General features: G+C 26.9%; 10 protein-coding genes. All 10 read right to left on the bottom strand.

Annotated features, from left to right (window positions below):
- Positions 1–19: 19 nt before the first annotated feature.
- The 10 genes from IM807_RS01400 to IM807_RS01355 all read right to left on the bottom strand — a co-directional run bounded on the left by IM807_RS01400 (position 20) and on the right by IM807_RS01355 (position 15,293).
- Positions 20–3,649, bottom strand: coding sequence for an Mbov_0399 family ICE element protein (locus tag IM807_RS01400; RefSeq protein ID WP_196362792.1), 3,630 nt, complete (start codon positions 3,647–3,649; stop codon positions 20–22).
- Positions 3,639–4,481 carry an Mbov_0398 family ICE element protein gene (locus IM807_RS01395; protein ID WP_196362791.1) on the bottom strand — a complete coding sequence of 281 codons (843 nt, stop codon included), beginning with the start codon at positions 4,479–4,481 and terminating at the stop codon, positions 3,639–3,641. The genes IM807_RS01400 and IM807_RS01395 overlap by 11 nt, the downstream gene beginning before the upstream one ends.
- 38 nt (positions 4,482–4,519) lie before the next feature.
- Positions 4,520–7,222 (bottom strand): Mbov_0397 family ICE element conjugal transfer ATPase, encoded by a 2,703-nt coding sequence (locus IM807_RS04230; RefSeq protein WP_196362790.1) that lies wholly within the window; start codon positions 7,220–7,222, stop codon positions 4,520–4,522.
- A complete protein-coding gene (locus tag IM807_RS01385) occupies positions 7,200–8,888 on the bottom strand; it encodes an Mbov_0396 family ICE element transmembrane protein (RefSeq protein ID WP_196362789.1) in 1,689 nt (562 codons plus the stop codon). Before IM807_RS01385 ends, IM807_RS04230 begins: the two co-directional genes overlap by 23 nt.
- Before the next feature lie 17 nt (positions 8,889–8,905).
- Positions 8,906–9,289 carry a hypothetical protein gene (locus IM807_RS01380; RefSeq protein ID WP_196362546.1) on the bottom strand — a complete coding sequence of 128 codons (384 nt, stop codon included), beginning with the start codon at positions 9,287–9,289 and terminating at the stop codon, positions 8,906–8,908.
- 12 nt (positions 9,290–9,301) lie between these two features.
- Positions 9,302–9,493, bottom strand: coding sequence for a hypothetical protein (locus IM807_RS01375; protein ID WP_196362547.1), 192 nt, complete (start codon positions 9,491–9,493; stop codon positions 9,302–9,304).
- A 115-nt stretch (positions 9,494–9,608) separates the two neighbouring features.
- Positions 9,609–10,436 (bottom strand): hypothetical protein, encoded by an 828-nt coding sequence (locus tag IM807_RS01370; RefSeq protein ID WP_230861136.1) that lies wholly within the window; start codon positions 10,434–10,436, stop codon positions 9,609–9,611.
- A 223-nt stretch (positions 10,437–10,659) separates the two neighbouring features.
- Positions 10,660–12,918, bottom strand: a complete 2,259-nt coding sequence (locus tag IM807_RS04225; RefSeq protein WP_196362548.1) for a type IV secretory system conjugative DNA transfer family protein — start codon at positions 12,916–12,918, stop codon at positions 10,660–10,662.
- 16 nt (positions 12,919–12,934) lie between these two features.
- Positions 12,935–13,906 (bottom strand): hypothetical protein, encoded by a 972-nt coding sequence (locus tag IM807_RS01360; RefSeq protein WP_230861137.1) that lies wholly within the window; start codon positions 13,904–13,906, stop codon positions 12,935–12,937.
- A gap of 10 nt (positions 13,907–13,916) precedes the next feature.
- Positions 13,917–15,293 carry a hypothetical protein gene (locus tag IM807_RS01355; RefSeq protein WP_196362549.1) on the bottom strand — a complete coding sequence of 459 codons (1,377 nt, stop codon included), beginning with the start codon at positions 15,291–15,293 and terminating at the stop codon, positions 13,917–13,919.
- Between the last annotated feature and the right edge of the window lie 42 nt (positions 15,294–15,335).

Raw genomic sequence — 15,335 nt, 5'->3', positions numbered from 1 at the left:
CCTTTTTGGGTGGTTTTTATTAATTAAACTTTTTGAATTTTTTCCGAATTAAAAATCAGATACCAAAACTTAAAATTCCTAAAACAACAACGCTAACAGGAATAAATCAGTAAAGATTTTTGGGATTTTCCAGAAAGTTTTTACTATTTTCTAAATTTTCTAAATCGAATTTATAAGGCTCAAAATCAAAATTTTCAACTTTGAATTTTAAATCTCCTTGAGTCAAAAAATTCCCCGGTTTAAAAGTAATTTCCGAAATTTTATTATGCCTAATTTTTGTGAGAATATTATCAAATTCTAGTGGAGTTAAGTATTCTTCTCAATTAAGTCCTCAAGGCGCTAGTTGTTTATTTAATTGTTTTTTTAACTCTTCTGCAATTATTTTTGGGTCTTTAGAATTAATTTTGATATTTTCGAGCTTAATTTTTGACAAATTAGACTCTTTTGGGTTCCTAATATTCGGAACAACATTTGCAATTTCTAAATTAATATATCCTGGTAAGCTAATTCCTGATAGCGCTAAATTTCCCTGGCTTTTTGCAGTTTTTAAATCACCTTGAAAAATTTTAAAAAGTTCTGGCTGATTTAAAAGTTTTGGGTCAAATTGGTAATTACCACCAAAATTTAGTTTTCCGGCCGAAATTTTCTCGATTTGCTCTTTAATATAATCGCTTGCTTTTATCGGATCGGTTATTCCGTTTAAATTAATTTTAAAGTTTTTTGGCAAAACATTAAAAATATCGTAATTATCTTGAGCACTTTGCTGCATTTGTTTTAAATTAAATTTATATTGGTCTTTTTTTATAAAGTGCTTATCATCAGTTAAAAGTTTAATTTTTAGCTCGCCACTTTTTGTTGAATCGATTTTTAGAACAATATTTGGATTTTTTGTTTCTGAATTTATCAAAACTGATACTTTATTTACCAAATTATCAGGATTATCAAAAGCATTTTTATCAATTAAATCTTTTAGTTTTGACTCAAAATCAGGAATTTCAATTTCAGTTTTAGTTTTCTTTAATTCTTCAAGTTCGTTTTGGGTTTTTAATCCAGGAAATTCAAAATGCGAATTTGGCAAATTTAGTGATTTTGCTAAGTCAGAATTAATTTCAAAACTTCAATTATTGTTATATTTAAATGGGCTAAATTCAATTTCTTTTAATTTATCTTTCTGTTCTTGATTTAAATATTTTTCTAAATCTTTAAAATCTAAATTTTTTAGCTGAATTTTTTGGTTGTTATCAAAATTAAGTGAATTTAAATTTTGTAAATAATTCCCAAGAGCATTGTCAATTCTTTTAGTAATTTCTTGACTAACTGGGTCAAGAATTTCGCCTTTATCTAGTTTATAATTAATATAAGATTTTCAATGAGCCATAATTTTTTCATATGATAAATCTTTGATATATTTTTGGTTAAACCCGCGAATTTGTTTTAAATATTTTTCTAAATTTTTTCCAGCAACTGAATACCAAAAAGGAATATATATATTGGAATTAACAATATCTGAAAATAATTTAGTATTGTCATTATCACCAATTAAAAATAATTTAAACGCTTGCTGGTCGCTTTCATATCCTACCCGAAAAAGTCAAAGTCCAGAATCCGAAAAATAATCATTTTCATTATTATTGATTTTTATTTCTTTGCCAGAGGAATCACTAGAATATTGACTTGTGTTTGCTGCTAGTGATAATTGATTTTTCTGATTTTGATTAATTTTAAATTTTTTAATTGTTGCTTTATTATCTTGGAAGTTTTGCGAAAATATTAAATTAATCCCTTTTCCAGCAACTGCGGCCTCGGCAATAAAGCCATTTTCCCTAATAGCATTGTCTTTATAAAAAATATTATCTGCTAAATCAGAGCCGTTGTTTTTTACCCATAAAATTTGTTTTTTTGTTCCAGTTTGTGGGTCAATATTTGGATCATATTCTGGATTTTCTAATTTTTCGCCGTTTTCGCCGATAATTGGATTTCCTGAATCGTCTAAAAGATATTGGGATATTAATTTTTTCTGATTTAAATTTTTTTCTGGGTCTCAACCAAATCATTTTCCCTGAAGTATGTTAACAACTGATTTTGTAACTAAATCGATTGAATAAGATTTTTCAATTTCTTTTTTGTCTTGTTTAAATTTTTTAATTTCAATTCTATATTGATTAGTTCCACCATTTTCTTTTTTTTCTAATCTTAAATCTTGAAGTGTTGTTTCAAATTGATTATCTAATACATCTACTTTTTTCCCATTTATAAACAAAACTTCACTTTCATCTTTTGCAGCATTAAATTTAACTTTCACATCACCAACAAATTCAAACTTGCCCCCATAAATGTTGTTTCCCTGGTTTTTTTCTTGTTCTTCCTTTTTCGCCTCTTCATCCTTTTTACGTTCAGCTTTTTGTTTTACCAATCCTTTAAGGTCGCTGTCATATTTTCAAACTTGCGAAGGAATTAGTTCAAGACGTGAAGAAAATTCTTTTTGCAATAAAAAGGGTGTTGGTTTCCAAAAAGTTGGGAATTTATCGGGTGTGTCGTAATTTACAATATAAAATTTTTGGCGATTTTTATCGAGTGGATGGTCAAATTCGATTCAAAAATCTGCTGGATTTTTTGAAGTAGACCAAGTATTGTAACTATATTTTACATTATAAGGATTTTCATCACTATTTTGCTTTTTGTTTTGATTTCATCATTGATTAATTTTTTCTTCAAAATATTCTTTATTTGATTTTAAATTATTAGCGTTTGTATCTGTATGAGTTTTAGTAGGTTTTTCGGTAAAAAGGCCTCCAGAAGCACCAGAATCAGTTGAAATTTCATAACCTTTAGGAAATTCAAAATTAAAAGAACTACGAAGATTTGAAAAATAATCTCTCAATTTGGAGCTTTCTTTATTTTCAAATTCAATTTGAGTTTTATATTCAACAAAGGCACGAATTGTAACAGCTAATTTTGTAATTTTATTGTCTTTAACTGTGTATTCAAAATTTAGTTTAATATTTGTTAAATTAAATTGACCAGTTTGGGGCGTATTAAATAATTTAGTGAATTCCTGACCCAAACGATCAATTCCTTCATGATAAAAATATTTATAATAAGAATCACCGCTTCTAAGCGAAATATTAAACAAATTAAAAAAATCAGTAAATTTTTGATCTGAATCTTGCAAGGTTTTACCGTATAAAACATCTTCAAGCTCAATTTCAAAGTTATCATCAGAAATTGAATCATTGGGTTTGTTATTTAAATTATAGACCCCATCTGGAATTGTAGTTTTGCTTCAATTAGCAACTCCGCAATTATATCCCGCACTATGACAAGTACCACTTAAATAACTTCTTTCTTTACTGAATCATTCTTTAGAAAAATTTTTTACTATGTCGTTTTGTCCCGTAAAGCCGTGATAAAAGCTATTAAGTCCAACGCTAATTTTCCAATCATGATTTGTTTGTCCGAGATCAAAATTAAAGTTATCATTTGTTTTAGTTAAAGAATATTCGTTTTTTGGGGTTAAATCACCTCAAATTGTTTCTTTTTTAACTTCAAGATTATAAATAGGCATTTCATAAGTCGCTGATTGCAAAAAAACTGATGAAAAAGAAAACAAAATTAAAAAAATTTTATTTACATTATTTTTAGTTTTCATTTTGTTCTTCTCCTTTTTCTTGGTTGATTTTTTCATCTTGACTTTGACCTAAATCCATACTATCTTGGGTTTTATCATTAGAATTAGGCTCGTATGATTCTTTTAAAATTGATTTTATTTTGCGTAAACTAGTTGGTTTAGCTACTAATTGATCTTCATCATTAATAATTTTTTCAACTTGTTCGGTTAATAAATAATTTTTATAGCTTTCATAAATTTCTTTTTTTCTTGTTTGATTTTTTTTCTTTAACAAAATATATTCTTGTTCTTGTTTTTGTTTGAGAGATTTAAACAAAACTAAATCTTCCATTTTATTTTGCTCAATTTCGAATTGAGATTTTTGCATATTCTCCAATAAAAGATTAATTATTAGGTTTAATTTAGAATTAATTAACTCGTATTTATGCTCAAATACAATATTATTTTCTTCCAAGCGCAAATAAAAAGGCGATAATGACGTATAAACAGCTTTTCTTAATGAATAATAAATATCATTTTTTAGTGCTGAATAATATTTAAGAGTATTTTCTGAAGTTAGTGTATTTAAAATTAAATATTTTAGTAACTTATTTGGATTTTCTTTTTTCAGTTTTGCTTGAGCACGAAAATTATTAATAATTTTTGCCTCATTTTTTTCTGAAAATTTTAATAAAAATGAGGGTACTTCAGCGTTAAATTTTTCTTTAGTTTTGTTTTTGTTTGATTTTGGTTTTTTAGATTTAGAACTTTTTGTTTTGATTTCATTCAGACCATCTGCCACTGATTTAATTAAATTTTTTAATTGCAAACTTGAAAATTGAAAATTTGTATTTAGTTCTTTTTCTTCTTCCATGTTATCCTCACATTATTTTTTACATCTGATTATTTTGACTAATCATTTGCTTTATTTCCTTTATCAAAAAAATATTGTTTTTCAACATCATTAAAATAAGCTCGTAACTTAAATCTATCAACAGTATTAACTGTTAGTAAAAATTCACCAATTTGGGCTAAATTAATAAATGATTTTTCCTCCTTAGTAAGACCGCCCGATGATGAAAAAAGTTTATCAACCTTTTCAATATCGTTGCTTTTTAAATTGAAGAAGAAAGCATATTGGCAGTTTTCAATAATTGCTTCTGATTTTCGAGCAGCTTCACCGCTAATCGCAAAATCACCCGGATTTTGTGTTGTTATTATCAAAGAACCATTGTATTTTCTGATAGTTTTAGCAGTATCAAATAAGAAATTAAGAGCAAATAAATTAGACTCATCAATAAATTTATGACCTTCATCCACAACTAAAACAATTTTGCGATTGGATTCTAAATAAAATTCAGAAATCTGGCCTTGAATAAATGAAAGAGCAAGGAAAAACGCTGCTTGATAGACTCTTTTTTCGAGGTTCATTAGAGCCGCGACATTAAAAATACTAAATTTAGTGTTAATTTCGTTTGTATTTGAAACCCCGTTAAACATTCTTCCTAAAATTGAAGAACTATCAAAACTTGCTTCAAAATTAGCAATAATTACCTGCTTTTCCATTTCCGGTAAATAGCTAAATTCGCTTTCTTTAATAACTTTAATTAAATCATCGATAATCGGATAGTCTTCATTTTCAAGTTTGGAAATATCTTCTTCAATTTCGTAAAATCCAATTAAATCATAAAGTTTTTTTACACAAGAAATAATTGCAATTAAAGCCGTGTTACTAATATTAGGAAAAACAATTTGAAAAAATGTTTCTAATTTAGACAAATTAAGTGCAATTAAATCAGCATTAATAATTCTATCATCCTCAGAAGGGTTAAAAATTTTGCGGATTTGCAGCGGATTAAAAACTGATTGCCCACTAGAGTTCAAATGAATTACATTAGCGCCTAATTTCTCACCTATTTTTCAATATTCGTTCTGTGGATCCAAAACTATTACAGAATTTCCTAGCGAGATATTATAAGTAATTAACTTTTTCGTAATTGTAGTTTTTCCAGAGCCTGAAGTTCCCAAAATAAATAAATTCGAGTTTTTTCGTGAGCCTTTTTGGTAAAACTGATCAAAAAATAGTGGTGTGTTATCGTAATAATTAAGTCCTAAGGCATTAAAATTATTATCATTAAATTCGCGTAAAGTAAACGGAAAACCCCAGGTGATATTATTAGTGGGCATTTCCATATATTCTTTTAAATTATCATTTTGCCGAAAAAAAATGTTTAAATAAGCAAAAAGTTGCTTAAACCTTAATGAAAAAGGAATTGCATTAACAGATTTAATTAAATTTATATTAGTATATTCTAAATTATCTAGTTCTTTGCGCGAATCAGCACAGTTAATAAATAAAAAAGTTGAATAAAAAAGATTTTGCCCACTAGCAGCCACATCAACAACGTTTTCTAGTGCTTGCTGTTCAAATTCGCCTTTTCTTTTTAGCAAAATATTTCTGTTTTCATCCATTTGGTTCAAAGAGAGAATATTATGTGCTTTATTAAGAATTTTTTCTTTATCTTTGTCAGACATTTTTTCAATGTTTCAAACAATGTTTGAATCAGAATTAAAAAATGTATTTGCTCAAAAAGGTGGTAATTCCAATGGTAATTCCGAAAAAGATTGTAAAGAAAAAAATTTATTATTAGATTTAAAATATTTAGAATGTCATTTAATTTCATCTAGTGCAAAAATTGACTGAATTTTATCTTTTAATTCACCAGTTTTTTTTGCAATTTCTTTTAGTTTATTTTTAGGAATATTTTCGATTTCGTGATTTAAATTAACTATTTCTTTTACGAAATCTTTATCAACTTCATCGTTTGAGTTTAAAATTTTTAGCGATAAATCGAGTAAATTCTCTATTTTTAACTTTTCAGCAACAATTTCTAGTTGCGCCAATTGAGACTTGATTTGTAATAATTCCAGTTCTAATTCTTTGATTTCAAAATCATAAACAACTAAAAAATAGTTAAATTTTAACTGCCCTTCAAAAGTTAGATTAAGATCTTCATAATATCCTTCACAAATTTCTTCATTGGCATTTATTTTGCAGTTTGTAAATTCTTTATCTAAAAATTTTTGGTTTTCCTCAATATCGTTTTTCGCTGCGATTTTTATTATTGATATTTTTTTATTAATATTGTTTATTATTTTAGCAAAATTATTAAAAATATTACTCTGCGTTTCTAAGTCATAAGCAAAAATATCAATTCCCTGAATTTTCAAACCACCAACATACGATTTGCCATTAAAAAGAAAATCATTTTTTATTCCAATATAAGGAATTAAATTTTTTGTATTATTTGAGCCATTTGCATTTATTGAATATTTTTTGGGCATTGAAATAAATCTTAATCAATAAACTAAAATTTGTCAACCGCGTGCTTTTTGACTAGGGAAATTAAATAAAAGCGGCAGACCAACAAAAGCAAAAAATAAAATTACAATTAAAATTTTGATTAAAAAATTTAAGTTAACATTAATAGTGAAACCAAAAACAAGCGCAAAAATAATGACAATCGATAAAACTAGCAAATCTCAGATATTAAAATTCCTGAAAATGTGAAGATTTATTTTTGATATTGCCTTATTCTGAATTTGTTTTTTCATTATTTTCTTTTCCTTTATCATTTGCTTTTGGTTTATCTAATTCTTGATTTTCTTGGTCTTGTATTTTTTTTCTTTGCCTTTGTTTTTCAATTTTTGTCTGAATGAAATTATCATAACTTGATTTATAAGAACTTTTTTCACGATAATCCTCATCGTTGCCAATTTGGACTGTATCGTATAAATTTTTTGACCTTTTTGCAAATTTTTCGTTAGCGATTTTTTGTTTTCTATCTGCATATTTTTTTGCTAATGTTGTATCAACAGTTTTTTTCTCAGCTCTTTTGGCTCTTCAATCAGCAAATTTAGAAAGATTTTTTGAGATTGTATAACCTTTACCTTCAATAATCCCCATATCTTTGCTTTCTTTAAATGCCTCTTTACCTTCTCAGGCGGAACGGATAAACCCTTTTCCTTCGCTTCTCGATTTTTCTCAACCTTGGCGAAAAGTTTGTCCTAATTGTGCTTTTTTATTTGCTAATTCATTAAGTCGTAATTTCTTTTGCGTATTGGTAATGCGCCCCGCGCGATAATCATCTTTAATTTGTGCTTTTTCAGAATCATAATAACCTGTGAGCTTAGCAAATTTGCGATATTGTTTTCTTCCAAAAGCAGGAGCAGCTGCTAAAAGTCCGGCAGTCGCTGATACTCCTAATGCAGTTTTATGTGCTCATTCTTGTTGGCTTCTGACAAACCCTTCACCGCCAAAGTAACCTGCGAATTCTTGCGAAATTGTTTTAATTGCGAATCCGCCGCCTAAAATCATTATTAAAGAAAAAACAAAACTTAATATTCAATTCGCAATTCCGCCGTAATCCGTATCATTAGTTTTGATAAAATCTCAAGCGTTAACTGAATATTCTGTTCAAACAAAGAAAAATAAAAAAGCGACTTGGTAAATAATTACTACTCAAAATTTCGCCCAAAAACCATTTAAATATTTTTTAAAAAGTTTTCCGTCATCGCTAATTTGTGAAATTGAAAAAACGGGTAACAAAATAAGTTGGTAAAACATTTGGGCGATGTTCGCAACTAAACTTGTAAGCGTTGTTCCTAAAAGTCAGGCGATCGTCAAACTTGATAATAATACTAACAAAATTAGTTTTGGCCCTTGCCCTCATGACCAATTTTGATAAATTTCAAAATCTATCACATTGCCTTTTGACAAAATTGTAATTTGTTCTGGCTTTAAATTTAAATCACCGCTGGCACCGCGAATTAACGAAACATTTAAATCGTAATTGTAATTCAGACTAGATTTAATCGCCATAATTGTGATATTTGCACCAATTAAAATGATAAACAGAAATGCAACAAACAGAATTGGAAAGAAAATTGCTGAAATTGTTTTTAAAATTATGTTTTTAACTTCCCCTTCACTCGTTCTTCCTTGACTGTCCTTACCATAAAACAACCCTTTTAAAAGCCGATATAAAATCAAAAAAATTAGCGCTCCAGCAGATAAACCAACAAAAATTCAGAAAGAAACTGGGATTTTGTTAATTTCAAACCCTTCTTGGCCAAAAAAAATTCCTTTTAGTAAGCTAAAATTAATTGACCCAAATAAAGTAGTAATAACTTTAATTATTACTAAAGGAAACCAGCAGAATATATATCAACCCGCCGCGAAAAATCCATAAGCAATCTGATTAATCAGTCAACCAAACATTTTTTTACCTTAAATTATTAAAACTTAAACTTCTGAATTTCTTCGATTATTGCCTGAGTTGCGCTTGGAGCTGCGATTTTTTTGAGTCCATTACCAAAACTACTCCATAAATTTTTAAATGTTGCAGTAATTGCTGTGCCAGCAATTAGCAAAATTACAATTACCCCAATGATGACAATTCCTGTTTTTAGTCGTTTGTAAATCTGTTGTTTTTTTTCAAGTCCCGCGAATTTGGCTTGCAAGAGTAAAGTAATAACAAACACAATCATTGCCGCGCCTATAAGTCCGACTAAAGAGCCAAAAATAATTGTTAAAAAATTAAGTGTGTTTGAAGAAATATTGTCAACTGTGCTTTTTATCGTTTCAAGGCCATTTTCTTGAAAAAGACTAATTAAATCCATTTTAAATCTCCTTTATTTTGTTTTTTCATTATTTTTAATAAGCTTATCTATAAGTTCAATTTGTTGTTTACGTGTTAAGATTTCAGCTTCTAATTCAGATAAAAGTAATTTTTTTAATTCTTTTAAAGTATCAGTATCTGATTCTTGTAAAATTTTCAATTTTTCTTGCAAAATATTTAAATTATTTTCTTTTTTAATTTTCATTTATATTCCTTTTATTTTGTATATTAAAACTATTTATAGTTTTTCTAAAGTATATATAAGTCGATTTTTGGAGACAAGTTAAAAAAATTCTTAGGTCGCGGCGATTTTTCATTTTTTAGTGCATAATTTTAAATTTGAAGAACCAAGAATTTTGAAAGTGTTTTAATTTATTAAATAACTTATAAAAAGATCTTTGGCCTTGCCGCCGTATAATTAAATTTTTATCCCGATAAAAAGACTTATATTTTGGCACCTCGCGGTTTATTTCTCAGTGAATACCGTTGTTTTTGCACCAACAGGCAGAATAAATTCAGCCAGATTTTACTTTTCTCAATAAATAACAAGGTTTCTTAATAAAATACTCAAAAAATTTCTTGATTTTTTTAATAACCGTTTTTTGAACTTCTCAAATAAATTTAACTTTTGAATAAAAAGAAACTACTTTTTGATCAATTTGCCGATATAAAACTTTTTCAATATTTTTAAGTTTAATAGTAATTAACTCTTTTTGGTATTTGATTCCCTTAAAAAACTTATTTTTATCTAAATTTATATGATTAATAAATTCTTTTGAAATTGTTTTATTTTCAAATTCAATTAATAAATTATTTTTTCTAATTCACTTAAGACCAGCAATTATTGTTTCTTTATCTAATTTTAAATTTTGAAAATAAGCATAAGAATTTTCGCTTTCAAAAATTTCATTTGCATTTTTGCTAGATTTAAAATTGCTAATTGCCAAGTTCTTTAAATACTGATAAATTCTTAAATAATTTGCTGAAACTAATGTTCTCGATAGCGAACTTAATTCTAGAATTCTTTTAGGAATATAGTATTTTTTTAAGTCCAGAACAGTAGTGATTATTAATTTATTGCTAATTATTTGAGCTTCAATAATATTTTCGTGAATTAAATAATTTACAACTTTATAAATAGTTTTCATATTCCATTTATAAGACACAAAATTTGTTTGTAATTTTTCCAAAATTTGCTTAATTTCTAAAAATCTACATTTTTCCCCTTTCTTTTTAAATCAAAAATCTCTAATAGTCCAAAAAACGTAAAAAAGGTAAGATGAGTTAGAACAAAAAATTTTTCTTACTTTTTTTTTGATTTTTTTGGTTTTAATGATATAATTACTTATGTCCATATCGGGCACCTTTCTATTATAAATTTTGTTTTTGAGCCTTAATTGGCTCTTTTTTTATTTTTATTTCTTTATATAAATTTTGAATTTTGTTTTGATTTTGATTAATATAAGCATTTAAATTTTCCAAAAGCACACTATCAGTTTCTTTTTGTTTTTTTTGTTGAGCTAACTCCGTTTCTCTAACTAATTTGATTATTTCCTTTTGCAATAAGTTATTTTGTTTATTTTTTTCTAAATATTTTTCTAGAATTAGTTCTTTGCTTTTATCTAAATCTCCTTTTTCATCTTTTTTTTCACCTAATTTTGTTTTTCTTTTTAAAATTAAATTTTGTATTTTTTCTTTTCGTTTGTTATCGTTTTCTCATTTTTCCTTTCTTTTTTCATTCTCTTGTTCTTGAAAATCAGGGTTTAAAAGTTTAGAACTGTTTTCGAAATTAAACTCAATAAACTCAAAATCAAAATTGCTTTTTTTATCAAAATAGAAGCTTTCCAAACTTTTTTGCGGATTTTGCCAAATTTGATAAGCAAAATCAGATCTGATATGAATCGGTTTTAGACCAGTTATAAAGATTCAAGATTCGTCAGGGGGCATTTGGGCTAATTTATTAACAGTTACAATATCCTCTTCTATTAGTTGTTCCGAAACTGATTCGGATTTATCTTTTTTTTCAGAATTTGAATAAGATTTTTTTATTACTGGCTTTTTCCCTGCAAATTTTGCAAAAGCTTCTAAACTTTTCAAATCATTAGATCTAAAATAAATTTTTAGTGCCGAATTGGAAAGAATAGTATCAGACTCTTTTCCGTATTTTTCTAATTGTTGAATATTTTGCAAAACTAGACCAAAATAGATTCCATAAGATGCAGCAGTAGACATTTTCGTTGCCATTTGTCATATTTTTGGTAGGTTTCCGAATTCGTCTCCTAAAAATAGGAAAGGGCGAAAATTTTTCCGATTTGGTTTAGAACTTGCAATTGTGATTAAAGAAGAATAGCAATTATTTATAATTGAAGGTATCATTAATTGACCGATATTGCTGTCTAATTGGAATGTTATAAAAACTGCAAAAGGTTTGATCTTATCATTAAATTTATCTTTAAAATCAATGTCTGATTGCTGGACTAAATTATCAAAATTGGTTTCATCTTTTGAAGAAAACATTTTTAGACCAAGTGAGTTGAATTTCGAAACTGCTCCGTAAGCGTTTACCAAAATTGAGGTTAAAGTTTCTGGATTTGTGTTCACAAGCGGAGTAATTTTTTCTTGGCAAAAAGTAAATAATAATTTATCTTGTGTGTGTTTGCAGACTTCAATTCATGCTCCGCCTGTAAAAGTTTCAAACGATAAGAAATAGACAAAATTAGAAAAAACATATTTTTCCCGCGTGAAAGTCTTATCCAAATTAGAATATAAAAGTAGGTATCAGCCAACAGCATAAAGAATATTTTTCGCCTGTGAAGATCAAAAGTTATTTTTCCCATCAGTATCTCATTCGTTAACAGATTCGATTACTTTTTCCAATCAATTAGACGCAATATCATAATTTTGCAGTTTTTCGGCTTCATTTTGGTATGGTTCATGAAATTTATCCCAAATTGGTGCTAAAAAATTTATTCCACGACTTTTACCTAAATTTTGGAAGTCTAAAAGTACAACTTCATATCCTTGCTGTTCCATTTCCTGGCTTAAAGATGTAAATAATTCGCCTTTTGGGTCTACAATCATTAAATTCGGCCGTAAATCAGGATTTTCAATATGAATGTTATACTTTATCGTTGGAATGATAAATTTTTGTGTTTTCCCGGACCTTGTGTCGCCTAAAATGAACGCGTGAGAGTTAGCCAAGATGTAATATTTAATTTCCTTATTTTTCGTTTCAACTAAACTAGTTTTAATAACCCAACCTGCTTCTTGTTTTTGGTCAGTTGCTAAAAATAGTTTTTCGAATTTACCTTTTGAACCTTTTTTTTCGACTTCATCATAAAAAACAAAATCGCTATTAAGTTCACTTGAATATTTATTATTTGATAAATTAGTAAAAAATCAAACTATTGGAAAAACGATAATTTGGATTAAAAAACTTGCCGAGATAATAAAAACCATTCTCAAACTATCTTGAATTTGATTAGAAAAAGTTTTAAAAATGTTTGAAATATCGTATTTTAACAAAAAGGGTCATATAAAAAAAGTAAATCCAAAAGAAATTAAATAGGAAATTAAGCCAATAACTAAATATTGAGCCCATTTTGGTAATTTTTTGATTTTAATTTTCATTTTTACATTTTCATTTTTACATTTTCATTTTTAATTTTTTAGTTTCTTTTTGAACTTGGCTTAAAGTATCGGTTTCTGATCTAAAACCCAAAATTTCTGTTTCATTTGTTTTTAATTTTCCAGTAATGACATCAGTTGCTAGTTTTTCAAATCCGTATTCCCCGTTATTAAATTCAAAAAAGTTTGGATAATCTTTTCAGTTCTTTTGGATAATGTTGTCGACTAAATTAAAATTAGATAAAGGTTCAAGACGCGAAAATGCCGAATAGACAGTATCAATATGACCTTTGATAATTTTTTCATTACTTAACAAAATTTTTTCCAAACACTCGGCATCATTTTTGGCATATTCACCAAATTCAAAATCAAGAATACCGTTTTGAATTTTGATTCATTTATTTTTTAAGATTTTTTCTTCATTTTCTAAATTTACATCGTAATAATCAATAATTTTTTCTGATGCTTCAAAATATTCTTCAAGGGCTTTTTTAGTAGTTTCATCCATTTCTTTTTCGGGCATATTAAAATCAAATTCAGCATATTTATCATTTAGATTATCGATATCTTGTTCTTTGTAATAAATTTGCTCTTGATACTGATCTAAACTAATTCATTTACTTTCGCAACTACCATCAAAATCACAATTACTGGAGCCTAATCTATTAATTCATTTTTGAATTGTTTTACTATCTAATCTTTCTACTTCTTTTTTTTTACTTGGGAAAAATAACTTTTGATTTAAAATTGAGTAACTAGTAAAAATTGATTCTTGGGTCTGAAAGTGAAAAAAGGCATTATTTTCATTTTTTGCTAAAAACTCAGCAAAAGCGCTTGGATATTCACCATAATTTTCTGGATTACCAAATTTATATTTATAAATTTCATAAGTTTTTGTAAATTTTTTATTATGGTGTTTTTTTAAATAATTAAGTTCATTTTTGATGAAATCAATATCATATTTTTTAATTTCTTTTGAATTTACTGACATTTTTAATTCCTTATCTTGTTAGTTTATATTTTCACTTTTTAAAAACATAAAAAATTAATGGATCGTATTTTGGTTGAACATATTTTTGACTTCGTCTTGATTTGTGTGTTTTTTTATTATCTAGACCATAAAAATTCCTTATTTCTTTTAAAATAAAATTTCTACTTGATAAAAATAAGTTTTTTTCTTCTTTTCTCGAAATATTTTTTGCTTTATTAGCAACAACTTCGTTTTCACTTTTGGTAAAACTTTTAACTTGGTTTAAAACTATTTCAAAATATTTTTTCTTCGATTTCAAAATCGAATCAGAATCCAAGACCCGTTCATAAATATCATCAATAATTTTTTTTTGATTTGGTTGTAAGTATTTGTAATATTTAGCCGAATTGGAATTAAATAAAATTTCTTTTTCAGCCCGTGACAAATTAGAGATGATTTCGGTCATTTCCGAAGTAGATAACATTAAATTTGTAATTAGTTTTGCCTTTCGTGCTTTTTCAACAATTGAATATAAATCTTGGTTTTCAAATGTTAGTCCAGCAATTTTCATTTCCTTGGTTTCTTTAATTTTGTCAAGTTTAAATTTTTTAAGTTCTTCAAAATAATCTAATTTTGAAGAACGAAGATTTAAAACTTGTTTGTCAAAATTTTTCTGACTATCATCATTTTTTTCTTCGTTAGCTTTAAGTTTATTATTTTTAAACCCTTGTAAAAGTTTGGTTTCAAGTTCAAGTTCAAAATCGCGCCTATTAATATCAAATTTATCTCTTCTATCAAATCTAACTGTTTTGTCATGCTTCAAACTCGGCTTTTTTTCAGAAATTCAAAGTTGGATGTGAGGGTGGGCGGTGTCGAAATGTACTCCACCATAAATATTTAAATTGTTAATATCTAAAAAGTTTTTTTTAAGTCATTTAATTAATTCGGGAGCAATAAAATTTGCATAATCCTCTAAACTTAGCAGTTTGTTTTTTGTTATCAGTTGATAATCTTTAAAACTAACAAGGTATGGCCAGACTGCTTGGTCTTGCTTAACTTCACCAATTTGTTTTTTAGCAATTTTTAAATCAACAATTGCAGTTTTATCTTTGCCCAAAATTTGGAAAAGTTTTGGTTTAAATTTTTGCGGATTTAATTCTTGTTCTTTTAAAATTCCTTTAAGAAATTTTTTAAATCCATCTTCTTGATCTTCATAATAAACATGTAATGATCACGCTTCATGCAAAGTTGCACTATCCAAACAAATATTTGCTGATAAGCGCGCTAAATAATCAAGAAAGTTCTTGCTTTGATAAACTTTTTTAAAATCTCGAATTAAATCAGAGTTTTTCGAATCACCACGTGGTGTTTTTTTAATCAAAACATTTACAAGATTATTTCTTTGCATATTCACTCCTAATTTTGTTTTTGGATAAAAAAAAGACCCTTT

Origin of the sequence: Mycoplasma sp. 'Moose RK' (assembly GCF_015708155.1) — a bacterium.
GTDB lineage: Bacteria > Bacillota_I > Bacilli_A > Mycoplasmatales > Metamycoplasmataceae > Mesomycoplasma.
Note: the sequence above shows the minus strand (reverse complement) of the source record. Positions and strands in the feature narration are given on the sequence as shown.